Origin of the sequence: Clostridium arbusti SL206 (genome assembly GCF_000246895.1) — a bacterium.
In the GTDB taxonomy this organism is placed as follows: Bacteria; Bacillota; Clostridia; order Clostridiales; family Clostridiaceae; genus Clostridium_I; species Clostridium_I arbusti.
In genome coordinates, this window is the sequence record NZ_BAEV01000009.1 from 14,879 (window position 1) to 38,491 (window position 23,613).

The 23,613-nt window shown below is 29.4% G+C and carries 24 protein-coding genes; 6 read left to right on the forward strand and 18 right to left on the reverse strand.

Features of this window, described 5'->3' with window-relative positions; genetic code table 11:
* Nucleotides 1-73: 73 nt before the first annotated feature.
* From RH99_RS03020 to RH99_RS03030, 3 genes are all read right to left on the reverse strand, one after another.
* Nucleotides 74-268: a DUF3606 domain-containing protein gene (locus RH99_RS03020; protein WP_010233760.1), complete on the reverse strand. Its 195-nt coding sequence runs from the start codon at nt 266-268 to the stop codon at nt 74-76.
* A gap of 384 nt (nt 269-652) precedes the next feature.
* Nucleotides 653-2,527, reverse strand: coding sequence for an APC family permease (locus RH99_RS03025; RefSeq protein WP_010233763.1), 1,875 nt, complete (start codon nt 2,525-2,527; stop codon nt 653-655).
* Nucleotides 2,528-2,966: 439 nt separating this feature from the next.
* A complete protein-coding gene (locus RH99_RS03030) occupies nt 2,967-3,788 on the reverse strand; it encodes a nitroreductase family protein (RefSeq protein WP_010233766.1) in 822 nt (273 codons plus the stop codon).
* Nucleotides 3,789-4,410: 622 nt separating this feature from the next.
* On the opposite strand from RH99_RS03030, the gene mltG reads away from it, so the two are divergent.
* Nucleotides 4,411-5,190 (forward strand): endolytic transglycosylase MltG, encoded by a 780-nt coding sequence (gene mltG, locus RH99_RS03035; protein ID WP_138990584.1) that lies wholly within the window; start codon nt 4,411-4,413, stop codon nt 5,188-5,190.
* An 865-nt stretch (nt 5,191-6,055) separates the two neighbouring features.
* On the forward strand, nt 6,056-6,340 hold the full coding sequence (locus RH99_RS03040) for a bacteriocin immunity protein (RefSeq protein WP_010233772.1): 285 nt from the start codon (nt 6,056-6,058) through the stop codon (nt 6,338-6,340).
* Between the two features lie 173 nt (nt 6,341-6,513).
* Here the strand turns inward: RH99_RS03040 and RH99_RS03045 are convergent, their stop codons facing one another.
* The 6 genes from RH99_RS03045 to RH99_RS19140 form a co-directional block, all read right to left on the reverse strand.
* The gene (locus RH99_RS03045) at nt 6,514-7,587 is read right to left on the reverse strand and encodes a S66 family peptidase (protein ID WP_010233774.1); all 1,074 of its coding nucleotides are present in this window, start codon (nt 7,585-7,587) and stop codon (nt 6,514-6,516) included.
* On the reverse strand, nt 7,584-7,757 hold the full coding sequence (locus RH99_RS19510) for a hypothetical protein (RefSeq protein ID WP_158511926.1): 174 nt from the start codon (nt 7,755-7,757) through the stop codon (nt 7,584-7,586). Before RH99_RS19510 ends, RH99_RS03045 begins: the two co-directional genes overlap by 4 nt.
* A gap of 387 nt (nt 7,758-8,144) precedes the next feature.
* Complete coding sequence (locus RH99_RS03050) at nt 8,145-8,444, reverse strand: spore coat protein (protein WP_010233776.1); 300 nt, start codon at nt 8,442-8,444, stop codon at nt 8,145-8,147.
* Nucleotide 8,445: 1 nt separating this feature from the next.
* The gene (locus tag RH99_RS03055; protein ID WP_010233778.1) at nt 8,446-8,664 is read right to left on the reverse strand and encodes a hypothetical protein; all 219 of its coding nucleotides are present in this window, start codon (nt 8,662-8,664) and stop codon (nt 8,446-8,448) included.
* A 173-nt stretch (nt 8,665-8,837) separates the two neighbouring features.
* A complete protein-coding gene (locus RH99_RS03060; RefSeq protein WP_138990588.1) occupies nt 8,838-9,293 on the reverse strand; it encodes an HPP family protein in 456 nt (151 codons plus the stop codon).
* The gene (locus RH99_RS19140) at nt 9,280-9,420 is read right to left on the reverse strand and encodes a hypothetical protein (RefSeq protein ID WP_158511927.1); all 141 of its coding nucleotides are present in this window, start codon (nt 9,418-9,420) and stop codon (nt 9,280-9,282) included. The genes RH99_RS03060 and RH99_RS19140 overlap by 14 nt, the downstream gene beginning before the upstream one ends.
* Before the next feature lie 203 nt (nt 9,421-9,623).
* On the opposite strand from RH99_RS19140, the gene RH99_RS03065 reads away from it, so the two are divergent.
* Nucleotides 9,624-10,499 (forward strand): LysR family transcriptional regulator, encoded by an 876-nt coding sequence (locus tag RH99_RS03065; protein ID WP_010233782.1) that lies wholly within the window; start codon nt 9,624-9,626, stop codon nt 10,497-10,499.
* A gap of 84 nt (nt 10,500-10,583) precedes the next feature.
* Here the strand turns inward: RH99_RS03065 and dut are convergent, their stop codons facing one another.
* The gene (gene dut, locus RH99_RS03070; protein WP_010233784.1) at nt 10,584-11,015 is read right to left on the reverse strand and encodes a dUTP diphosphatase; all 432 of its coding nucleotides are present in this window, start codon (nt 11,013-11,015) and stop codon (nt 10,584-10,586) included.
* A gap of 48 nt (nt 11,016-11,063) precedes the next feature.
* Nucleotides 11,064-12,398 (reverse strand): chloride channel protein, encoded by a 1,335-nt coding sequence (locus tag RH99_RS03075; RefSeq protein WP_010233786.1) that lies wholly within the window; start codon nt 12,396-12,398, stop codon nt 11,064-11,066.
* 262 nt (nt 12,399-12,660) lie between these two features.
* Between RH99_RS03075 and RH99_RS03080 the strand changes: the two genes are divergently transcribed.
* Complete coding sequence (locus RH99_RS03080) at nt 12,661-12,897, forward strand: hypothetical protein (protein WP_010233789.1); 237 nt, start codon at nt 12,661-12,663, stop codon at nt 12,895-12,897.
* A gap of 90 nt (nt 12,898-12,987) precedes the next feature.
* Here RH99_RS03080 and RH99_RS03085 read toward each other — a convergent pair whose 3' ends face one another.
* The 3 genes from RH99_RS03085 to RH99_RS03095 all read right to left on the reverse strand — a co-directional run bounded on the left by RH99_RS03085 (nt 12,988) and on the right by RH99_RS03095 (nt 16,029).
* The gene (locus RH99_RS03085; protein WP_026038380.1) at nt 12,988-13,974 is read right to left on the reverse strand and encodes a metallophosphoesterase family protein; all 987 of its coding nucleotides are present in this window, start codon (nt 13,972-13,974) and stop codon (nt 12,988-12,990) included.
* Nucleotides 13,975-14,506: 532 nt separating this feature from the next.
* The gene (locus RH99_RS03090) at nt 14,507-15,598 is read right to left on the reverse strand and encodes a GerAB/ArcD/ProY family transporter (protein WP_010233795.1); all 1,092 of its coding nucleotides are present in this window, start codon (nt 15,596-15,598) and stop codon (nt 14,507-14,509) included.
* A gap of 83 nt (nt 15,599-15,681) precedes the next feature.
* The gene (locus RH99_RS03095) at nt 15,682-16,029 is read right to left on the reverse strand and encodes a hypothetical protein (RefSeq protein ID WP_010233798.1); all 348 of its coding nucleotides are present in this window, start codon (nt 16,027-16,029) and stop codon (nt 15,682-15,684) included.
* A gap of 239 nt (nt 16,030-16,268) precedes the next feature.
* Between RH99_RS03095 and RH99_RS03100 the strand changes: the two genes are divergently transcribed.
* On the forward strand, nt 16,269-17,027 hold the full coding sequence (locus RH99_RS03100) for a peptidoglycan recognition protein family protein (RefSeq protein WP_010233800.1): 759 nt from the start codon (nt 16,269-16,271) through the stop codon (nt 17,025-17,027).
* Nucleotides 17,028-17,419: 392 nt separating this feature from the next.
* The gene (locus tag RH99_RS03105) at nt 17,420-17,944 is read left to right on the forward strand and encodes a ferritin family protein (protein ID WP_010233802.1); all 525 of its coding nucleotides are present in this window, start codon (nt 17,420-17,422) and stop codon (nt 17,942-17,944) included.
* 153 nt (nt 17,945-18,097) lie between these two features.
* On the opposite strand, the gene rbsK is transcribed toward RH99_RS03105, so the two are convergent.
* The 4 genes from rbsK to RH99_RS19145 all read right to left on the reverse strand — a co-directional run bounded on the left by rbsK (nt 18,098) and on the right by RH99_RS19145 (nt 23,449).
* On the reverse strand, nt 18,098-19,021 hold the full coding sequence (gene rbsK, locus RH99_RS03110) for a ribokinase (protein ID WP_010233804.1): 924 nt from the start codon (nt 19,019-19,021) through the stop codon (nt 18,098-18,100).
* A 131-nt stretch (nt 19,022-19,152) separates the two neighbouring features.
* Entirely contained in the window at nt 19,153-20,091 is a 939-nt protein-coding gene (locus RH99_RS03115; protein ID WP_010233806.1) for a serine hydrolase, read from the reverse strand.
* 125 nt (nt 20,092-20,216) lie between these two features.
* Nucleotides 20,217-21,164 carry a UTP--glucose-1-phosphate uridylyltransferase GalU gene (galU, locus tag RH99_RS03120; protein WP_010233808.1) on the reverse strand — a complete coding sequence of 316 codons (948 nt, stop codon included), beginning with the start codon at nt 21,162-21,164 and terminating at the stop codon, nt 20,217-20,219.
* A gap of 272 nt (nt 21,165-21,436) precedes the next feature.
* Nucleotides 21,437-23,449 (reverse strand): methyl-accepting chemotaxis protein, encoded by a 2,013-nt coding sequence (locus RH99_RS19145; protein WP_010233810.1) that lies wholly within the window; start codon nt 23,447-23,449, stop codon nt 21,437-21,439.
* Between the last annotated feature and the right edge of the window lie 164 nt (nt 23,450-23,613).

Below are 23,613 nucleotides of genomic sequence, written 5' to 3' on the forward strand. Positions count from 1 at the left end.
GAGTTTTATCTGATAAGACCCTTTTCCATTTCATAACTTTGTTTAAGTCATTCAATTATATTTTTCATTCCAATTAATATTCTCCCAAGTATTCCTTTACTCTAGCAGTAGACTCTCCAACTCTATTAACTGCATCTGTTAATTCTTCTTCTGTACAATTTAATTCTTCACACCACCAATTTATTTCATCTTGTTCAGTTAAACTTATTTTCAAATAATTTGATGGTGCTTTTTTCCCAATTTTTCTTTTAAATTTAAATTCTAGCATAACATCATCTCCTAAACATATATTTTAGTATTAATAATATATCAAAATATTATTACAAATTTCTTTCAATATTATATATATTATCTTAAGTATTCAGTAAAATTTTTAATACAGAAAAAGCACCAATATTTCTATCTGTGCTTTTTCACAAATTATTGTTTATGGGGTATTCTTTATATTCAATATAATACATAATCATTGTTACAATTTCTTCTCAATAATGTATACATTATTTTAAATATAAATTAATAAATTTTGAATGTAAAACATAAATATGCCTAGAAGAAACATTAAATTTATCACACTGTAAAATAAGAATATATAAAACTATTGGGACTTACTCCAAAAAGTAAGTCCCAATAGTTTAAGTATTTATTTAATAATTTAATTCATCTTGTTTTCATTTGCTGAGTATTTATCATTGAAATGATAAGGACAAGTTGCTACTGTAATATTTTCATTGTGTAAAATTGTCTCTCTTAATAAGAAACTTGTATGGTTATGAAGCAAACTTCCCCACCATTCATCAACCATAAATTGAGACAATAGCAATGTAATTTTCTCATCTTTTCCTGCTGCTTTTGCTATAATATCAATATAGCTTATTAAAGGAGTAACTATTGCTCTATAAGGTGAATACTTTGATACTAAAAGTATATCAGTATTTAATTCCTTCCATTTATTTTGCAATTTATCTGCTTGAACTTTATCTGTATAAATACTAATAGCTATTACATTAGGTGTAATACTTCTTGCATATTGTAGTGCATTTAACGAAGCTTTATTTAAACTCTGTATAGGTATTACAAAAATATGAGTAAATTCTTTGTCTATATTAGCATTAATTAATTCTTCATGAGATGTACTTAAGTTAGCAGCTACCTTAGTATAATGTTTTTCTATAGCCATCATAATAAGTACTAGAATAGGTATAACTATTATAACTATCCATGCACCTTCAGTAAATTTCTCATATATAATAATTATTGCCGTTATTATAGAAATTAAAGCTCCAAATCCATTAATTAATACACGTTTTCTCCATCCACTTTCTTTTCTCTTCTTCCAATGTATAACCATTCCCGTTTGAGCTAATATAAACGAAAGGAACACGCCTACTGAATACAATGGAATTAATCTATGGGTTGTTGCATTAAAAATAATAACAAGTATACATGCTATAAATGAAAGTGCTATAATCCCTGTGGAAAAACTTAATCTCTTACCTCTTATTGTAAATTGTCTTGGTGCAAAACGATCCCTTCCAATTACATACATAAGCATTGGAAATCCAGTAAATGCAGTATTACAGGCCATAAGCAGTATAATGGCAGTAGTAATTTGTACAATATAGAACATAAATGTTTGTCCAAAGACACCATAGGCAATTTGTGCTACTACCGTTGGACTACCTTGTGCAGTTGGATATGCATGATAAAATCTTGCTAGTATTGAGGTACCACCAAATATGAGTAATATTAAAGTGGATAACAAAATCATAACAAATATAGCATTTTTTTGACTTGGCTTTTTAAAATTGGGAACTGAATTACTTACGGCTTCAAGTCCCGTTAAGGCTGAACATCCCGATGAAAAGGCCTTTAAAATTAGATATAAACTTATATCTCCAGCCATTTTAATTTGTGTATTTATCATAGGCGCTGGGGCTCCATATAAAGAATATCTTATTAAACCATAGACAATCATAAATAGCATACTGAATATAAATAGATATGTAGGTATACTAAATATTTTCCCTGATTCACTAACACCTCTTAAATTTAATATAGTCAATACTATAATAAGAAGTACAACTAATACAACTTTATGTTCTGCAAGATTAGGAAATGCAGATACTATTGCTTCCATTCCAGCACTGGCACTAACTGCAACTGTAAGTATATAATCAATAAGCAATGCTGCTGCTGCAATTAAACCAGCTTTAACTCCCAGATTTTCTTTTGCTACAACATAGGCTCCTCCACCGTGAGGATATGCCTTTATAATCTGAATATAGGAGATTGTAAGTATAAAAAGTAATCCTATAATCATTAAAGAAACCCATCCAAGCCATTGATAGGCTAATAAACCTATAACTCCTATTAATACACTCAAAATTTCTTCTGCTGCATAAGCTACAGATGAAACTGCATCGCTAGCCATTATAGCAAGACCAAATGGCACATTATATTTTTCACCAGCTCGTTGTTCATTTGCTAATGGCTTTCCCGTTAATAGATTCAAAAATTTATTTAACATTATATTCCTCCTATTATGTCTAGTATATAAGTCTATTATGTCCATTGAAAATTAATATATATATACTATATAGAAAATACTCCTATTTTTTCAAACTTGCAAGTATTGACTTTTACATATTTATCAAATTTTCTTTCTAATAACTTATAAAGTATTTAAATTTTATTACATCTTCATTTCAAAATACATAAATACATTATGTATTATTGCTAGTAATTAGGCATATGAAAATAAATAGTAAGTCAAAGATGTGACGTATATTTTGAAGCCTACAAGGAAATAGGTTCTTCAGATAGTGAGCTATCTGAAGGTTCTGTTGACGTGGTAGAATTCAAAATAGACTAGCATACTGACTAGTTATTTATTTGAATGTGCCTTAATAAAAAATACCGCAAATTCATTCTGAATAATACGGTATTTACAAATATTATTTTTTATTTTATTTCCAACTTACATCTGCTTTCTTCCTTGGTACTGTCCTTAGATATTTTACATCTGCATAACCTAGTATCATACATGTTACAATTTCTTTTCTTTTTTTAACGCCTAAGAAATCTATAATCTCTTTATTATCTTTTGCAGACTTTACAAAAAATCCACTGAAAAATGTTCCAAGGCCTAATGCATCAGCCATAAGTTCCATATTAGAAGAAGCCAAAGCTCCATCTACCGGGGAACCCGCTGTAACAATTATTACTGCTGGAGCATTAAAAAACAATCTATCATTTACACTAGGATTTTCTTTGTATTCCTCGTACATTTTTATAAGCATCTTAGCATATCTTTTATACATTCTAGTTTCCAGAGTTCGATTGTTAAGAACATATTCTGACATTGTCTTTATGCTTTCAAAAGCTAAAGCTTTCAGCTTATCTAATCCTTCTCTTACTACTATGTAAGATACATCCTGCATATTGCTTCCAGTTTGAGTAAACCTTCCAGCTTCTATAATTTTAGCAATCTTTTCTTCTTCCACTTCTTTATCTTTAAATTGTCTTACAGTTCTTCTGAATTTTATAAAATTTAATAGAGTATCAGAATCTATTGAAAAACGTTCTCTATTATAAGCTTTTACATCTTCCATACTGTAATCATCTGTTGATACCGCGTCTTTAGGACATACTGCAATACAATGTCCACATTTAATACAGGCTTTATTATTGATCTTTGCCTTACCATCAACCATTTCTATATCCATTGGGAAACAATCTTTAATGCATTGCCCACAGCCTATACACTTCTCACTATCTACCTTCATCATAATAACAATCTACCCTTTCCTGCAATCTTCTATTCATTTTAACCTGACTAACTTGGTGTAAGTCTCCCACGCACTCTGTGAAAGCGATTCACACAAAATCAAAAAGAAGATTTTGGTTCTCTGCTTTTCTTCAAGTGGGAGTCCAACGCCAAGTAAGCCATGCATTTGCAGTTCTAAAATTCATATGGGGTAAAAGAATCCCCACCTGAATTAAGAACTTGCTTCAATGTAATCTTTTATTTTTAGATATTTTATCCATGCCTAGCCGCTGTACATTCAATTTCTATGAACGAATCCACTTTCACATAGTGTGATAGGAGTATTATAGTGATTAGTCATCGGATAAATATCCTTTTAAATAATTATACTACATAATTTAGGCATATGAAAATAAATAACAAGTCAAAGATACGACGTATATTTTGAATCTTACAAGGAAAAATGAACCAACTTGATCTTTAGATGTAGCCGAAACGAAAGTACAGTTAATATTGTTCTTAGAATTTTAAATAATGATATTTTTCATTTATGTTATACTAAAAACATGAATTTATCAATAAAAAGGAGTTGAGTTTGGTTCTTATCAAACTAATGAGTTGCTTAGAATATGAACCCTATAATTATGAAATTTAAAAAATTTATATTTATAATTGTCGTTTTTATTTTAGCATCCTATGGAATATTTCGCCTAGGCAATGCTTTATATAAAAAAGTTAATACGGTAACATTTACCATACCTGAAGGATATACAACTGAAGAAGTAGCACAAGTATTGCAAAAATCAGGATTGGTCACAGAAAAAGATTTTATAAATGAAGCTGACAACTGGACAGATAATAATTACTGGTTTTTAAAAGGAGTGCCCAATGGTAAACATAAATTAGATGGCTTCTTATATCCTGACACATATTCTTTTCAAAAGAATACATCAAGTAAAATAATTATAAATAAAATGCTTAAAACTTTTGAAACAAATATGGAACCTAATAAAAATTATATAACTAAAAACAAACTAAATATAAAAAATGTTATAACAACAGCTTCTCTAATAGAAAAAGAAGCGGGAAAAGATGTAGACAGACCAAAGATAGCAAGCGTTATTTACAATAGGTTAAATAAAAATATGCCCTTACAAATAGATGCAACCATACTGTATGTAATTGGACATAGGGACAAATTGTACAATAAAGACTTAGCGGTAAAATCCCCCTATAATACCTACTTAAATAAGGGATTGCCACCCTCACCAATATGCAATCCAGGAATCAAGTCAATAAATGCTGCTATCCACCCAGCAAATACTGATTATCTCTATTATGTATTAAATAGTAAAACTAATGAGCATGTATTTTCTAAAACCTATGCTGAACATGCTAAAAATGTATCTATATATATCAAATAAGGCATATGAAAATAAATAGTAAGTCAAAGATGCGACGTATATTTTGAAGCCTACAAGGAAATAGAACCCTCAGATAGTGAGCTATCTGAGGGTTCTATTGACGTGGGGGATTCAAACTAGACTAGCATACTGACTAGTTATTTATTTGAATGTGCCTTAATAAAAATAGTCCACATATAATACTCATCTGTATTAATCATGTATAGTAAATCCTTAATATACAAAAACAGTACCGTAAAATTCCAGTTAAAATTTTACGGTACATATTTTTTATTACTTTATTTTTCTTCTACTTCCTTACCTGATTTAAATACAAATCCCATTACCTAAATCACAGGAAACCTTTCTTTTTTAGCCCATCTACCATTTCCGTCACAAACTATAGCAAATTTTAATGCTGTTATCATTTAGTGAATTTCAATTGTATATTCTCCTATTTCAGTACCTAAACGACTATACATAGAAAATGCCTTTAGATGACTTGATTTTAATATTGTTGTTGTAAGATACTTACTTTTAAATTCAGTTGAAACACCAAAATTAATACCATTGATTTTACCAATAATATTCGCAATTATTTACCTAATTTAACCTATAAGAAAATTATGACTTAACTTTATTATAAAAATGAAAACTAATATTATTTAAAAATTTATATTTTCATACAACTTTGTTCTAAAACCAATATTTTTATTTAACGCTGTAACAAGTATTTTGATTAAACTTTATTCAAAACCTTCAGAATGCTTGATTCTATACTTTTTTATTATATCAAAATGTCGAAAAAAAATGAACGCTTTTACTTGTTTTGTGGTCACGGATATAGTAATACATAAGTATATAAAGTATTAAGGGAGTGTTGAAAATGAAAAACTCTAAAGAAAAAAATACAGAGGCTATAGAAGCTATAGAAAATACATTAAAAAAATTAGATATTAAACAGCATAAACCATTAATTAATTTATTAAATGAATATAAGAATAAATTAAATACTCAAGATAATTATATACCTCTATTAAATAGTCTAACAGGTAAAATTTCTATGTGTATTTTAAAAAATAATTTAAAAGCACCTAAGGAAGTTAGTGAATTAATGGGAACTTTAAATTCATTAAAAACTAAATATAATTTAAATTTTGGAATTCTTTAAATAAGCGTAAAGCCTTAATTTATAAGGCTTTACGCTTATTTTTTATATTTTTTCAAAAATAAGTTCAACATATGTTACTATGTTACATTAATACAATAATCATTACCTAATTCAACCTATCAGAAGAAATCTAATGAATTAATTCAGCTTCATATTATGGTAAAATAACAAAATCACTGAAAAAAAGATTCTTTAAATTTAATGGTTTTTTTATCCAAATCAATCTCTGTTTCAATTCCATATGGAATAATACATCTTGGATATGCATGACCGAAATTCACATTATAGATTATTGGTAAATCTTTATTTTCAATAATCTTATAATAAATTTCTTTATATTCCTCATAATATTGTTCATCCTGAGGCTTTCCAATAATTATGCCATTAATTGCATTAAAAATACCCGTGCTTTTTAATGCAATTAATTCTTTTTCAAATACTTCTGGTTCTGGTTTTTCCTCACAAGTTTCAATAAACAATATTTTATTTTTCCATTCATCTAAAGATGGAAACAGACCATACTTTTCACATATACCTTTTTCATCGTCATAACGTGTATTAGTTAATATATCATATAAACTTTCAAGACAACCACCTAAAAGTCTTCCATTAAACCGCCCTCTACCCTGTAAAACTTCATATCCTCTTTCTTCAAAATGTTCTACTCTGGCGTTTCCTACTACATCCACAGAAAAATCTGTTCGTTCTTCGTACCACACATTACTTGATTCTATATAATTTTCATTATAATTTTTAAAGTACTTCCAAAATTCTTTTCTTGTATATGGCAACATTTCTTTATCCAATTCAGCTAAATCACAAACAAAATTAGGTCCATAAAAAGTAGCCATTCCAAGTTTATAAAACATCAAATGATTAATTGTGGTATCTGAAAATCCTGTAAATAACTTAGGACTAATATGAACAGCATTGATAAAATCCTTATCTTCCATTAAATATGGTAACGTTCTATAAGTATCATCTCCACCTATTGCACATATAATTCCTTTTATGGATGTATCATAAAAAGCATCTTTTAAATCCTGTGCTCTGGATTCTGGATGATTTTTTAAATACTCTATTCCCTTTAATACATTTGGCATAATAACAGGTACTATCCCAAACTCTTTTATTCTCTTTAGTCCTAAATCTAATTCATGTTTTGCAAAATTTTCACCAAGCATGCCACTGGATAAACTTATAACTGCGACTTTATCTCCTCTAACTAATGATTTTGGCTTTTTCATAATATCACTACTATATTATCTTTACTTCTCAATATATTACATGTAAGAAATACTATATTGTCTTCTGACATATATTTTACATTACTAAATTCTGAATCAAATTCATTTTTCTCTATATTCATATTCATAATTTTCCCATTTCTGATTTGGATTAATTTAATTCCTATCATGATTAATATAGACATTATACCATATCATTCTATATAACCCATTATTATAGATAAAATGTAAAAGAGCCCTATTATGAGCTCTTTTAATTTTATCTTTTTGTTCTGGCAAAACTTGCTGGTGAGGATTAGATGCATCAGAGAATATTTCAATGCATTGGAAACCAGATTAGCAATTAGCCTTGACATTCTCTTACCATCAATATTTAGAAATACTTGTCTGGTGTTGATAAGTCAAAATATAATTTATTTTATATTAAAATAGATGCAGCCCTGACTAACTGCATCTATTTCTAGTATATATATTTAATAAATCAAAGTATTTAGTATACAAATATATAATTTACACAACTTCTATGAATTATTCTATATTAAAATAATAGATATTTTTTATTTTTCCTGAAGCATTTTTGTTGATTTATCGTAAGCACTGGATAACTGTTGTGCTGGTGCATTATAAGGCTGCTGCCAACCTTTTTTTATAACTATATCTGTAAGGGCAGAATGTCCAATAATAATCTGACTTAAAACAGATGAATACATAGCTCTTAACTCTGGAGTAGGACTTGTCATAGCCGCACCAAGATACACAGTTGCAGCACCTGATGCTGCAGTAATCATACTATTAACTATAACTTCATCATTTATTGATGTAGTTTTTCTTGTGATATTCTCTAATAATGATGGCATATTATTGTACCCCCTTAGTTTCTATTACATGATTTTCGTTAATAAACTGTTGTATACCCTTTATTCTACTTTCAGTAGCTAATATTCCAGTATCAGCCTGTCTTTTTATTTCCTCATCAACTATAAGATCCTTCATAGTCCTCGCTACTGCCAATCCATCCTTTTCCATTGTTAATATTCCTGTTAAAGATATAACTTCTGCTTCAGAAAGTTTTCTCATGTATAATACCTCCATTAAATTTGTTTACATATGTATTATCTGTAATTAAACTTTTATTAAACATGTAATTTATTACATGAAGATTAATATTTACTCTATATAGATAAATAGAAATACTTTATATAAATTATATAATGTGAACTGCTTTTCTACTAAGCTACTCTTGTTTTCGTTTAGATACTTATTTTTCTAACCTTATTGTAAATAAAAGTTGCTATTACTAAAATTATTAGACCCAGAATGATGTTTATATATAAGAATTTCCAACTTGCAGCTGTTGAAATTATCAAAATAGGATTTGCTCCAGCAGGTGGATGAATTATACCGGTAAAAATCATAACAAATATTGTCAAACCTACAGCTGCAGAAATTACCAAATAGGATTTACCAAAAAAATACAACATTACTAACCCTATTAATGAACTAATAAGATGACTTCCAATTAAATTTTTTGATTTGGCTAAAGGACTATCATGTAAACCAAATAGTAAAACACAACTTGCACCAAAAGGCGCTATTAATATAGGATTCTTTAAAATAATGCCAAAGATTGAAATAAGTAAAATAGCTAAACCTCCTGCCAATCCACTAATTAATGATTTTTTTAAATTTTCTTTACTTAACTCCACTTTCAATACTTTTCGCCTTCCTTTCAATCCAATGACTAACTACTGTAATACTGATAACAGTATCACGTTCATGGATAATCCATCTAAACTTAGTTGGAATACAAACTCTCACTAAGTCTAGATTCATTAATTTTATAAAATTTTTTTATAAAGATACAACCTCTAGTTTTCCAGTCAGCTGTATTCATCTACTAGTTATAATTTTTAAAAAATCATTTAAAAATTTCTTGAATTTACATTAAATTTATATTAACATAATATTAATTATTAGTATAATTGAATTATTAGAAGTTATAGTTTAAAATTATTGAAGTATGGAGATTGTACGAAATGGAGATTAGAAATCTAATAACATTTTCTAAAATTACACATGTAAAAAGTTTTATAAAAGCAGCAAAAGAACTTGGATATGCTCAATCCACAATTACAACTCAGATTCAACTTCTTGAGCAAGAACTTGGAGTAAAACTATTTGAACGAGTTGGTAAAAACATGAAATTAACTTCAAAGGGTTCAACTTTTCTTGAATATGCTGAAAAGATTATAAACCTTACAAAGGAAGCTAAAGAAGCAGTAATTGATACAGAGGTACCTCAAGGAACTTTAAAAATTGGAGTTGTTGAATCACTTTGTACAATGAAACTTCCAGAAATACTTGAAAGCTATCATCTAAAATATCCTGAAGTAGAAATCATAATTAAAATAGGTACTTGCTCAGACCTACATAATATGCTTAAAGACAATCTAGTTGACTTAGTACTTATTTTAGGGGAACCAATTAACGATTCAGACTTAATTTCATGTATGTCCTACAAGGAGGATATGGCACTTTTAGCTTCTCCATTAAATATGCTTATAAATAAAAAGAATTTAACACTAAAAGATATTTCAGATGAGCCATTAATTCTTACAGAAAATGGTTGTAGTTATAGAAATGTTTTTATCTCAATGTTCTATAAAGAAGGTCTTCAGCCTTATTTATCTTTAGAAGTAGGAAGCATAGAAACCATTAAAACCTTTGTAATGAGTAATCTTGGAATTACTTTGCTACCCGTTATGACTGTAAAAAACGAATTGTCTCAGAAAAAATTGGTTACTCTAGACTTAATTAATTGTGAATTTAATATGACTACACAATTGCTTTATCATAAAAACAAATGGGTAACAGCAGCGATGAAAGCTTTTATACTAGATATGAACACCTAAAAATAAATACCGTAAAATTCCAATTGAATTTACGGTATTTACATATTTTTTATTAGTTTATTTTTCTTTCCTCATGATCCCTATCTACTTCAGTCCAGTAGATCCAAATCCACCTTCTGATCTTTCAGTTTCAGATAGTTCACTAACTTCTTCAATTTGAACTCTAAACACTGGCTTTATCACCATCTGAGCAATTTTCATCTGCTTTTCCACTTTGAAATTGGCCTTGCCATGGTTTATTAGAATTACTCCCACTTCGCCTCTGTAACCCTCATCTATAGTCCCAGGAGTATTCAGTACCGTTATAGAATGTTTCAAAGCGAGTCCACTTCTAGGCCTAACTTGTGCTTCTGTATTCTTAGGTAATTCCATTTGAATTCCTGTGTGTATTAGTGTTGTTTCACCTGGTTTAATAATTTTATCTTCTATTGAAAATAAGTCTAACCCAGCATCACCTTCATGGGCATATTCTGGAAGTATAGCTTCCTCATTTATTCTCTTAATTTTTAAATTCATCTTATGTAACTCTCCTTTTTGTATCCATATACAATTTTTATAACTCTACTAGTTCCTTGTAAAAAACCCTTTTACTATATGTTTTTTTTGTGACATTTTTTCTTCTTTAACATCCTTTACTTCAATATTTGTATCAATTGATAGTGAAGGAGTCTTAGAATATATAATAATCTGAGTTGGATATATACTTGTATGTCCAACTATTATATAACTTACTCCAATCGCTATAGCAGCATATATTCCAACTTGATTTCCGAAAAGCTCCATGGCAATTATAATCGAAGAAATAGGGACATTTGAGCATGCTGCTAAAAATGATGCCATACCTATTGCAGAATAAAAAGCTATATTTGAACCTGTGATTTGGGCCCAAGCATTTCCAAAAGATGATCCGATGAAAAGCATAGGAGTGAGGATTCCGCCACTTCCACCAGAACCTAGTGTCAAAGCAGTTACTAAGGATTTATTTATAAATAAAAATTTACTAAATCCTTCACCTGAAATTATTCTATTTATAGTTCCATCTCCTATTCCAAGTGATTCAAAAGAATTAAACATATAAATTATAATTATTATTAAAATACCACCTATAATTCCTCTTAATGGAGCATATATTTTGATCTTTTTAAATCCTTTTTCAAGATATTTAACTAATTTTATAAATAATATAGCTAAAAATCCAATAGCAATACCAAAAACAAATACTTCTAAAAATGCAGTTATATGATTATTAGGTATATATTTTATAGTAAAAATTAATGGCTTATTTCCCATATATAATCCAACATAGTAACTTACAAAGGAAGCTATAAGAGAAGGAAGTAGCGAGATGTAAGAAAGCTTCCCTATGTATAGAACTTCACAAGCAAATATTGCCGCACCAACTGGAGCATTAAATACAGAAACAAATCCAGCACTTATTCCACATACTACAAGGCGGCGCTTGTCCATAATATTCATTTTTGTTATATTACCTATAAAAGATGAAATAGCACCACCTATTTGAGTTGCTGGCCCTTCAAGGCCAACTGACCCACCAAAAATTATAGTTATAAATGTAGTTAAGAGTTTTACAGGAACTACAGCTAGCTTCATGTTACCATTATTTTTATTTACGCTTTCAATAGCTTTTTCTGTACCATGACCTTTTGCATCAGGAGCAAACTTATATATTATAAAACTACTAAAAAAAAGTGCTATTGGAAGAAATAAATAATAAAATTTAAACTTTGATGTAAAATTAACACCAATTACTATAATTTTTATAAATAGTGTTGTAAAAGATCCTACTAATAATCCTATTAGTATAGATAAAAGAGTCCATTTTATTGCACTTGCAATGAAAATTGATTCATCCATGGAAAGTTTTTTTAAAGATTTCATAAAAAATCACCTCTTAATTCTATCTTATGTAGCCCTATATATAATTCCAATACAATTGAGCTGTTTACTCCTAACGCTTACAATTGAGTATATTATACCATTATATAATTAATCATGTGGCAAAAACAGTAGCATGGAAAACAAAGCTTAACATGATGCCTATACCATTAGTTGAAGGTATCACTGGACCTAAACTTAATCTAGTAAATGTAACTCACCTCAAATTATATGAATATAATATATTAATTCGAGGTGAGCTATAATGGCATTGTTTGATTCACTAAGTCCTAAAGAATTTGTTATTTTAGCAAATTTAATTGCATTTACACTTTCAGAAGGCAAATCAGCAGAGGATAATAATATGCTAGGAACTTTTATAACTGCCATTGGAACTACAATACTTTCAATATCAACTCAACAACAAAATATTGAGCCTAATAAGGAAGATAAGAAAGATGAACCTGATCAAAGCGATAAACTGTACAATGATCTGCCATAGTAAAGTCTCAAAATGTATGTATTTTGAGACAGCTCCCTTTTACATATTATTTTCATATATTCATGCTTATATATAAGTAATAGAACAAATTCATTCCATTTTTTCATAGGTTTCAAATTCCTCTGGTTTATTTTCATTTATTACAAATACCCTTACACCTCTTGCAAAGTCATTTTTTCCATATCCACCATAGCCAGTACAACGCCCATATCCTAAAGTAATACCCTTAAGATTCCCAACGTAAGCATTTGTATGATCATGACCTACAAATACTCCTTTTACATCTCCCATTTGAAGCAACGCAGAGAATAATCCACTATCAAATTTCTGAGGACACTCCTTTTCATTTCTAACTCCTACAAACTTTCCACTTTTCCATACTTTGTTATGCTGATGTAGTGGAATATGAAAAAACATAAGTGACGGAATCTTCCTTCCAAAATCATTTTTAAGATTGGAAGATACTTTTTTATACCAAGCTATTTGTTGTGGTTTTATATAACCATAACCACCTAGAAAGTAATCCCCAGAGTCAATCATATAAACATTAAATACAGGACTTTTGTGTTTTGAGTCCTTTATTAAAATGTTATAATCTCCAGCTCTAGTAGTAATAGTTGAAAAACTTTGACTAAGATTGTATTTATAAGACATATATATTTTCATCTGACTTTTTCTGCTTATTTTGCAAAATTCACTATCATGATTGCCTAGCAGTACTGCCCAAGGAATTTTTCTATCTTCCATAGGCTTTGCAATATCAGAAATTGCTTTTTCAACACCATCTCTAAACATGCAATGTTTACCTTCTATATTGTCTCCAGTTAACACTACAAGATCTGGTTTTTCAGAATCCAAAGTATTCTCCATGAATTTTATAGTTTTTTCATTTTTTGAAGGATGTTCATGTAAATCCGTAAATTGTATAATTTTGAATTCACCCTTTTTATTAAAATTTAATTCAATCTTTTGTGAAGCTGCCTTATAGTTCCCATGAAAAATCAGACTAATTATTATAATAAAAAATGCTATTCTTTTTAATATACAATTTAGTTTACTATTTTTAAATATTTTTATATTGTACTTTAATTTTTTAAATTTTTAATCCTCATATCAGTACACCTACTGAATATTTATTTTTTTAATGCTTATTTAATTATTTGCTTTCCTATAGGATTCATTATTCAGCATTAAAAATTTTTATTAAAGCATATGAAAATAAATAGACTAGCATACTAACCAGTTATTTATTTCAATGTGCCTAAATACAATTATTTTATAATTATCTTTTACTTTCTTACTTTTATTATTCTTTTGTTATAGCATTTCTATAATAAAAATTAATTTTAAAAAAGTTTAATTCCTATGGAAAAGACACCATAAAATTCATAGTTGAATAAATGGTGTCTTTTAATATTTTTTAATTTTAGGCATATGAAAATAAATAGTAAGTCAAAGATGCGACGTATATTTTGAAGCCTACAAGGAAATAGGTTCTTCAGATAGTGGGGCTATCTGAGGGTTCTGTTGACGTGGTAGGATTCAAAATAGACTAGCATACACTAGTTATTTATTTGAATGTGCCTTAGTCTTCTTAGTCATAAAAAAATCATGCTTTTATTAACTTCTTTAAATAATAAACTATTAGAGTCATTACTGGGATTATAACTACAACAGGTAAGGAAATATATGTTAATACAAAATGCCAACCAGTATATATGTGCTCTGGATAAGTTTTTGCAATTACATCTGAAATGATGATTACTATTATTCCCAATATACTACATATTGCTCCCCACTTTTTAGTCTTAAATACTTGTGAAATTCCTAGTGCTGATACATATATAAGTATGGATATTTTAAAGAATCCCCCTAGCATTAAAACCACTACAAATATTATATCCAATCTATTTAGGAAATCCCCAATATGCACAAGTCTAAGTGTTTCCAGGAGAGGATAATTGTTTACTCTGGCAAATTTATAGCCTAAAGCCACTATAAATAGCATATTATTTAATGCTAGAAATGTTCCTTCTAAAATCGATGTAAAAATTACAGTTTTTTTTAATCGAGTTTTTTCAATTAAAACAGGATAAAGCATGGTCATTGCTATAAATTCACCATATGGAAACATAGAAAGTTTCCATCCCTTTAAAACCACATTTATAAAGCCTTGATGTAAAATAGGTAATAAGTTAGCGAATTCAACGCACCCCTTACTAATAAGTAGCAGCACTATAATGAGAATAGTTGAAGATATAATAATTACAACTCCCATTTGTGCCATACTACCTATATTCTCAATACCTTTATAAACTGCATAGGTAATAACAAGCATGAAAATTATTTCAATAACATATCTAGGCGCTCTTGTTAGTGAAAATACTTCTATGAGTTCAGTAAAATCTCTCAGATTTCTGCCAGCATTATATACAAAATACCCTATGTATGCAATACTTAATATGAATCCAATAAACTTTCCATATACCTTAGGCAAATACTGTACTATAGAATCCTTAGGATATTTATTAAAGAGACTTATATAAATCATTTGAATAATTATAGAAACAACCGCATAAAACAATAATGCAATCCAAACATCATTTTTAGTTTCCGGTGTTAGAAAAAATAACCCGGCACTTCCATAGGGTACTAAAAACATTATTGCTAGAAACTGATATGAAGTTATTTTTTCCTTCATTTTTCCAACCTCTTAAACTTTCATTTAATATATGTTAACTTTCAATATATGTTAATTTCTATTTTATTCTTTCACAAAATCTGTTATTTTATGAAAAAAATCATATCAATAATCAAACTAAGATCAAATCCCTTTGGTAATTTATCCTTTGCAGGCCATTTTGTACTTTGATCAAAAGATATATTTGAAATCACCGATAATGAAACCTGCGACATGTCCTTCTGTTCTATATTCTTTCCTGAAAAACCGTATGTTGTTTCCCTTTCTGAATTATGTTTTTCTAAAATTTTATCTGTTATTACCCTCGGAAGTTTCTCTGGATTAATTCCCAAATAAGGATGATTCAACTGTTGAAATTTATAAAATCCCAAAACACCTACTCCAAAAATAATTACTACCACACTTAAAATCACTACTATCTTTTTTAACATACTTTATATTCAGCCCCTTTATTAAATTCTATGTTTCTAATTATATAGAGAGAAAATTCATATCTTATATAGTAAAAATAAAGAAAAAATAAAGTTTTCAAATCCTTTCCAATAATTGCACCCCAGGGGTGTAAAAAATTTCACATATGGAAAAATTTACACCCCTGGGGTAAAAGAAAAGTAGTGTAAACACTCCTAGAAATAGCATACATATTCTTAAATTAGCAAGGAGGCAGCAAATGAATATAATAAACAGTAATTTAAAATTCAAATCCTTATCCACCTATGGAAACATCCCTGAAATGGTGGTATTACATCATGCTGATGCAGTGAATTGCAGCATAGAGGACATACATCAATGGCATCTTCAAAACGGTTGGTCCGGATGTGGATATCACTATCTGGTAAAAAAGAATGGAAGCATATATGCAGGAAGACCTGAGGCTGCCATTGGTGCTCACTGCCTTGGTTACAATGAAAAAGCCATAGGAATATGTACAGAAGGCAATTTTAATATTGAAAATATGGGAGAAGTTCAGTACAATGCACTGAAAGAACTCGTCAGTAACCTTCTAAAAAAATACAACATTCATAAAGTACGTGCTCACAGAGAACTGTGCTCAACGGATTGCCCTGGTAAAAACTTTCCTTTAGATAGGATAAAGAATGAGTTAAATAATGGAACAAGTTCCTCTACTAGCACACAAACCAGCAGTAGTAATCGGACAAGCACTTTAACTAGCAGCCAAAATACTAATCCCAAGTTCTCACCTCCATACCCAGGTTACATGATGAAAATGAATCCAAGAACTTATAATAGCAATGTTAAACTCTTTCAACAAAAACTCATTAATTTAGGATATAATCTAGGAAACTTTGGTGCTGACGGCTATTTTGGAAAATACACTTTTGATGCAGTACTGGCCTTTCAAAGGAACAATGGTCTCTTAGTAGATGGAATTGTTGGTATTAACACTTGGACTAAACTTTTCCTATAAACAGAGTTCTTTGTTTCAGGTGGAGTTTTTTTGTTTTCCACCTCTGAAACTTACTAACAGAGTTCTAAGTATCGGTTTGTGATACTTAGAACTCTTTGTCCTTTATGGTAAATCCTTATCCAAGTACGTAGCAGCCGTTATCTCCCACTTTCATAGAAAAGCAGAGAACCAAAATTTTTAATTTTGTGTGAATCGCTTTCACAGAGTGCAAGCAGAGAACAAAAATCTTTGATTTTCTGTGAATCGCTTTCACAGAGTGCGATAGGAGTATTATATCTAGTAGTCATCGGATAAAATATATTCTATCACTAGACTATAATCCTCAGATTAACCTTTTTAAGCATAATCTCATAATATATGTTGTAGTTAATTAATTTTGGAGGTCAAATTTAATGGAACATTACTATAGATGTCCTTTTGCTTACAATCAACATTATTATAGTATGTATAGAAATGAAGGGAATATTCAACCTGATCCCTATACTTACCCAGGGAATTTTCCAGGGGCACTAAGACTTATTGAAGAAGCAGTAACTGGTGAAAGAGAAGATGAACTTTTTTATGATTATTTAATAAGTGCTGCTCCTACGCAGGAAGCTAAAAATATAATTGGAGGTATCAGAGACAACGAAATAAAGCATAACAAACTTTTCAGAAAAATTTATACTGATTTAACAGGAAAAGTACTGCCAGTTAATCAAAATGTAAATTTTGAAAGACCTAGCTCATACTGTGATGGAATTAAAAAAGCACTGCAAGGAGAATTAGCAGCTGTTCAAAGATATAGAAGAATTCTTTTCGCTCTTCAAAATAGAGTTCATATAAATATGCTTACAGAAATTATAACCGATGAGATTAGACATGCAAACCTTTATAATTTTTTATTTACATTAGGTAGATGCGCTGAACAATATTAAAATAACAATATAAAAATATCCCCTAAATGTTTATAGCACTTAGGGGATATTTCTAGTTACATATAATTTAATTTTGAAGGTACTATATATATATTGTATAATACTTAATATTATTCCAATTATATTAATAAAATTATATTCTATAATTTATATTCACCTATAGACTTTCTCAACTTCTTCTGCATATGGAATAGAAGGCTGAGCTCCTTTCCTTTGAATAGTTATAGAAGATACCTGATTCCCAAATTTCACACCTTCTTTAATACTCTCAAAGCTAATATCTTTACTATCTATTTTTGACACTAAAGCCCCTAGAAAGCTGTCTCCCGCTGCAGTAGTATCCACTACCTTAACTCTATAGGCTGGTATTATTTCTCCATGATTTTCTGTAATTATGGCAGCACCCTTTTCTCCCAATGTAATTATTACAACTTTTACACCTCTTTCAATAAAAAATTGTGCCGCCTTCCTACAACTCTCTAAATCCTGAACCTTTATTCCTGTTAAGTCATAAGCTTCAGTTTCATTTGGTATTATCATATCTGTATTTTTCATAAGTTGCTCATGAATTTCTTTTGAAGGTGAAGGGTTTAAAACTGTAAGTTTATTGTATTTTTTTGCTATTATAAAAGCCTCCTTCACCCTCTCTATAGGTACTTCAAGCTGAGAAACTAAAATATCACAATACCCTATTACACTTTCTGCCTTCAATATATCTTTCTTTGAAATTGACATATTTGATCCAGGAACTACTATTATTGAATTATTGCCAGCTTTATTTACTGTTATTAATGCCATACCGGTATTTTTATTATCATCTTTAAATATATTTTTTATTTCAATGCCATCTTCTGAAAGTTTTTCTGTTAAAACCTTTCCATATTCATCCTTTCCCACTTTTCCTATAATATGAACTTCCGCTCCACTTCTCTTAGCTGCAATAGCTTGGTTAGCACCCTTGCCACCAGGAATCTTTTTCATATCCTCTGATAATATGGTTTCGCCCACCTTAGGCATTGAATTAACCTTTATTACTAAATCCATATTTATACTTCCCAGTACGCAAACCTTATTCATTTTCACACCCCCACTAATAAAACCTTTTATCATCCATATATTTAATTCCTATTCTATTATTTCATAATTACCATTTACTTTTATACAAATTTTCATAATTAATAAATCCCTTTATCTTAATCCTAAGCTAATCACTGAGCTGTTTGATAATCATATATCATCTTGGATATATGAGCAATTACTTCATCTGCATTAGTAACCCCTTTTGTATAAACTGATATTATATAAGGCTTGTCTGTATATATTATACCCACATCATTTACATAATCACTATAATCCCCAATTTTATGTGCCACTATACTTTTATCCACATATTTGTCCAGTCTATCATGAAAATCAGTTTTTTTCATTATATCTACTATATGAGAATAATAAGAGTTTTCATCTTTATTTTCATATAATTGTCTTAATAGTTTTGTCTCATCCCTAGACGTAATGTAGTTACCAGAATGATCAGTTGCCTGTCCAAGTTTTTTATCCACTGCCTTTCTGAAATTTTCATATCCAAGTCTATCTTCAATCATATTAGTAGCTATATTATCGGAATGAATTATTGAATAATCTGACAGGGTAGTTATATCATAAGGCTTTGACAAGTCAGTACCCTGAAGTACTCCTGCTCCATCTTCGTAATCACTATCCTTATAGGTTAATTGTTCATTTTTGCTAGCTTGTCCATTAGCGAATTGGTCTCCTAAAACCATATTTAATTGTACCTTTACCGTACTTCCTGCCAAAAATACTTTATTGGGATTTATATCTATTTGCCCTCCAGAAGTTATATCATAATAACTTAGTCCTACACTATCTATATTATTACCAAGATAATTTTTTATGTCACTCTCTAGCTTATCCTTTTTTGCATCTTTAAGCTGTTGTTCTTCAGTTTTACCATTAGTTACCTTATTATATAAACCTTTAATTTCTAATTGGCCTTTATGTAATCCTTTACTAATAGAATTATTCTTAATACTTTCAACCTTTCCATGTTTAGCTACGGCTAAAACCTGACTAGGCAATATAATACATAATATTAGAAGTAAGCCAATACCCAATTTTACAAATTTCATGCTATTACCTCCCCATAATACTCTAGTATTATATTACTTCTTTTTTGTTACAATTTCATGACAATATTATTAATAAAAAAGGGCTGTCTCAAGAGACAACTCCTTTTTCACTTAAAAAGCTATGTCTATTTATCTTTTTTATCGGGACCATCCACAGTAGCTGCCACCTGAGTAAAGTTCTTTTCAGCTAACTTTTTCCAAGCTTTACTGTTAGATAATTCTATTAGATATTTCATGAATGGCTCTCTTAAATCTTCTCTTTTCAATGCCATCTCTACTGTAGCTTGTAAATATCCAAATTTATCTCCTACATCATATCTTCTTCCCTTGAATTCATAGGCATAAATAGCCTGATGTCCAAGAAGATTCTTTAAGGCATCTGTTAATTGTATTTCATCACCTTTTCCCGGTTTAGTCTTTTCTAGCACATCAAATATATCTGGCATTAATATATATCTTCCAAGAATCGCTATATTAGAAGGTGATTCTTGTACACTTGGTTTTTCAATTAAATCTTTAACCTTATATACTCCCTTTTCTATGTTTAAATTCTTAACTATTCCATATTTAGATACCTGGCTTTTTTCTACTCTCTGAACACCTAAAATTGATGTTTTATATTCATCATAGCAGTTTATAAGTTGTTTTAAGCATGGAATTTCAGCATCTACAACATCATCACCTAGCATTACTGCAAAAGGTTCATCACCTACAAAACTCTTTGCACAGTGAATAGCATGACCTAATCCTCTAGGCTCTTTTTGTCTAATAAAGTGGATGTTTGCCAAATTAGTTACATCCTTTACTATCTTTAATAATTCCTTCTTATTGTGACTTTCAAGTTCTAATTCTAATTCCACTGATTTATCAAAATGATCTTCTATTGATCTCTTATTTCTTCCTGTTATTATAAGTATCTCTTCTATACCAGAGGCCACTGCTTCTTCTATTATATACTGTATAGTTGGCTTATCAACAATAGGAAGCATCTCCTTTGGCTGTGCTTTTGTTGCTGGCAAAAATCTTGTTCCAAGACCTGCAGCGGGTATTACTGCTTTCCTTATTTTACTCATGTTATACGTCCCCCTAAAATAATTATATATTTATGTTATTACAGTATCTGTTGTTTTTCAATGTAATATTTTCAGTTACCATAAATCTATCTTTATAATGTATTCTAGTATTAGTTCTAAATTCCTTCATTTATTTCTTGTAAAATCACCATATATCTTCAATAATCTTGTAATTTTTCTAGAACTATATAATATATGTTATATAAGTATCTGGTTCAAATCTTTGTTCCTCGCTTTTCCCCTATTCTATACTTCATAGTCCTTTTTTATTATTATATCTTAAACTTCTGCACCAAATCATTGAGTTTTAAGGCTAATTCAGCTTGACTTTGCGCCGTTAGTGAAACCTGTTCCACAGCTTTTGTATTTTCATCAATACTATTTCTTATTGCTTCTGTGTTTTCAGAAGACTTCTGCTGGCCATTTGCCATATTCTGTACCGCTTCACTTACTTGTCCTATAGTTGCAGTTAGTTCTTCTGACATAGCAGCTACTTCTTCTGACATCTTACTTACAAAATCAGAATCATTATAATAATCATTACCCATTTTCATAAATCTATCCAATTGAGGATTAACTTTTTCATGTATAAACTCTAGAATATCATTACTACTACCAGAAAGATCATCAAAGGCTTCATTAACCTTTATAATATTACTATTTATCTCTGTAACTGATTTCTGCGACTGCTCCGCAAGCTTTCTCACCTGCTCTGCCACAACTGCAAAACCTTTTCCCTGTTCTCCTGCCCTTGCTGCCTCTATAGCTGCATTAAGTGCTAGTAAATTTGTCTGTTTAGCTATAGACTCAATAGTTCCTGCCATAGCCTTTACATTTTCTACTATCTTTCCACGCTCGATAGCTTCTAATATTGATGCTCTTTTTTCACTATATAAATTTTTTGCATCCTCCACTGCCAATTTGCCATGTTCTTGAACCTTAAGAGCTCTTTCTTTAAATTTACTTGCATTACTGCTTCCTTCCATAGCTTTTTGTGAAAGTTCATTTACACTGGAATCTATCTCTTCAATAGAAGCTGTTATTTCCTCTGAGGTTGCACTATTTTCTACTACACCACTCGATATAACATTTATTGCTTCATCTATGGTCTCAGTTTTCGATAGTAATTCTTCTGAAGTTGCAGATAGTTCTTCACTGGAACTACTTATTTCTTCAGAACTAATCACAATTGATTTTAATAAATCCACTATATTATTTCGTGATTCATTTAACATAAATGCCATTTCCCCAAACTCGTCCTTTGATTTCAATATTATTGGAGAAGAAAAATCAAATTTAGAAAAATTCTCTGCCAACTTTCTAATTCTTAATATAGGCGCATTTATTTTTTCAGCTACAATTACTGCAATAATTATACTTACAATAAACATAATTAAAAGCATTATAGCAGTTAAGTTCTTAATTATAGAAGTATCTCTTAGTAATTCACTCTCATCAAGAACAGCCATAAGCTTCCACTTTTTAACGTTATCTGTTCTATAACTCACATATTTTTTATTTCCATTGTATTGATATTCTCCAAATCCAGTTTTCCCAGAATTCTTTATGGTATCCCATATTCCAACTATGGAAGACACACTTTTACCTTCCATAGCCTTATCAGGATTAGAAATTATTACTCCACTTGAATCCACTATATAAAGATGTCCTGAATTTCCTATAGTTATACCTGACATGGTTTTAGATAACTGATTTATATCTATATCCATCCCAAGGGCCCCTACCACTTCACCATTTTTCTCTACGGTTTTAGAAATGGTAATAACTGTTTTTCCTGTAACTGCATCTTTATAGGGATTAGTATAAACTATATTTCCTTTACTCTTTAAAGCACTTTTATACCATTCTCTAGAAGTTGGATCATAATTTTCAGGTAATTTTTGTTCTGGATAAATATTCATTTTTTTATTGTCCTGAGCAAAATATAAATTAATAATATCTTTATTATTGTCCTTTATATTTCCTAAATATGACATTAGAAAAGGTGTATATTCAGGGTGATCATTTAAATCTTTTGTATCTGTATTACTAGATAGAATATTCAAATATCCTTCTAGCCCTATAAAATAATTATCAATTTCAACATCAATGGCCTTTAGATCTTGTTTAGTATGTGTCTGTAAATTAGAATACATTATTTTATTAGCTTCATTATAGGATAATATTCCAACTATAGATACTGGAATCAATCCTAAACAAAGCAATATAATAAATAACTTAATCTTAATACTTCTAAAATTAATTTTATTTTTGCTATTTTTCATAAATTATATCTCCTTTTGCTACCGTTTTATTGTCTTATATTAAGTTATTCACTTCACTATAAAGAATAATCGTACTTTTTACCATTACACTTAATACCTATTTACTATAATAATCTTCTTTCTATATGCAATTTAAGTTCTTTAATTATATAAAATTTCGAAAC

What these genes read in the sequence shown, in the direction of transcription:
- RH99_RS03020 (WP_010233760.1), bottom strand. Translation starts at nt 268, where the DNA reads ATGCTAGAATTTAAATTTAAAAGAAAAATTGGGAAAAAAGCACCATCA.
- RH99_RS03025 (WP_010233763.1), bottom strand. Translation starts at nt 2,527, where the DNA reads ATGTTAAATAAATTTTTGAATCTATTAACGGGAAAGCCATTAGCAAAT.
- RH99_RS03030 (WP_010233766.1), bottom strand. Translation starts at nt 3,788, where the DNA reads ATGATGAAGGTAGATAGTGAGAAGTGTATAGGCTGTGGGCAATGCATT.
- mltG (WP_138990584.1), top strand. Translation starts at nt 4,411, where the DNA reads ATGAAATTTAAAAAATTTATATTTATAATTGTCGTTTTTATTTTAGCA.
- RH99_RS03040 (WP_010233772.1), top strand. Translation starts at nt 6,056, where the DNA reads ATGAAAAACTCTAAAGAAAAAAATACAGAGGCTATAGAAGCTATAGAA.
- RH99_RS03045 (WP_010233774.1), bottom strand. Translation starts at nt 7,587, where the DNA reads ATGAAAAAGCCAAAATCATTAGTTAGAGGAGATAAAGTCGCAGTTATA.
- RH99_RS19510 (WP_158511926.1), bottom strand. Translation starts at nt 7,757, where the DNA reads ATGATAGGAATTAAATTAATCCAAATCAGAAATGGGAAAATTATGAAT.
- RH99_RS03050 (WP_010233776.1), bottom strand. Translation starts at nt 8,444, where the DNA reads ATGCCATCATTATTAGAGAATATCACAAGAAAAACTACATCAATAAAT.
- RH99_RS03055 (WP_010233778.1), bottom strand. Translation starts at nt 8,664, where the DNA reads ATGAGAAAACTTTCTGAAGCAGAAGTTATATCTTTAACAGGAATATTA.
- RH99_RS19140 (WP_158511927.1), bottom strand. Translation starts at nt 9,420, where the DNA reads ATGAATCTAGACTTAGTGAGAGTTTGTATTCCAACTAAGTTTAGATGG.
- RH99_RS03065 (WP_010233782.1), top strand. Translation starts at nt 9,624, where the DNA reads ATGGAGATTAGAAATCTAATAACATTTTCTAAAATTACACATGTAAAA.
- dut (WP_010233784.1), bottom strand. Translation starts at nt 11,015, where the DNA reads ATGAATTTAAAAATTAAGAGAATAAATGAGGAAGCTATACTTCCAGAA.
- RH99_RS03075 (WP_010233786.1), bottom strand. Translation starts at nt 12,398, where the DNA reads ATGAAATCTTTAAAAAAACTTTCCATGGATGAATCAATTTTCATTGCA.
- RH99_RS03080 (WP_010233789.1), top strand. Translation starts at nt 12,661, where the DNA reads ATGGCATTGTTTGATTCACTAAGTCCTAAAGAATTTGTTATTTTAGCA.
- RH99_RS03090 (WP_010233795.1), bottom strand. Translation starts at nt 15,598, where the DNA reads ATGAAGGAAAAAATAACTTCATATCAGTTTCTAGCAATAATGTTTTTA.
- RH99_RS03095 (WP_010233798.1), bottom strand. Translation starts at nt 16,029, where the DNA reads ATGTTAAAAAAGATAGTAGTGATTTTAAGTGTGGTAGTAATTATTTTT.
- RH99_RS03100 (WP_010233800.1), top strand. Translation starts at nt 16,269, where the DNA reads ATGAATATAATAAACAGTAATTTAAAATTCAAATCCTTATCCACCTAT.
- RH99_RS03105 (WP_010233802.1), top strand. Translation starts at nt 17,420, where the DNA reads ATGGAACATTACTATAGATGTCCTTTTGCTTACAATCAACATTATTAT.
- rbsK (WP_010233804.1), bottom strand. Translation starts at nt 19,021, where the DNA reads ATGAATAAGGTTTGCGTACTGGGAAGTATAAATATGGATTTAGTAATA.
- RH99_RS03115 (WP_010233806.1), bottom strand. Translation starts at nt 20,091, where the DNA reads ATGAAATTTGTAAAATTGGGTATTGGCTTACTTCTAATATTATGTATT.
- galU (WP_010233808.1), bottom strand. Translation starts at nt 21,164, where the DNA reads ATGAGTAAAATAAGGAAAGCAGTAATACCCGCTGCAGGTCTTGGAACA.
- RH99_RS19145 (WP_010233810.1), bottom strand. Translation starts at nt 23,449, where the DNA reads ATGAAAAATAGCAAAAATAAAATTAATTTTAGAAGTATTAAGATTAAG.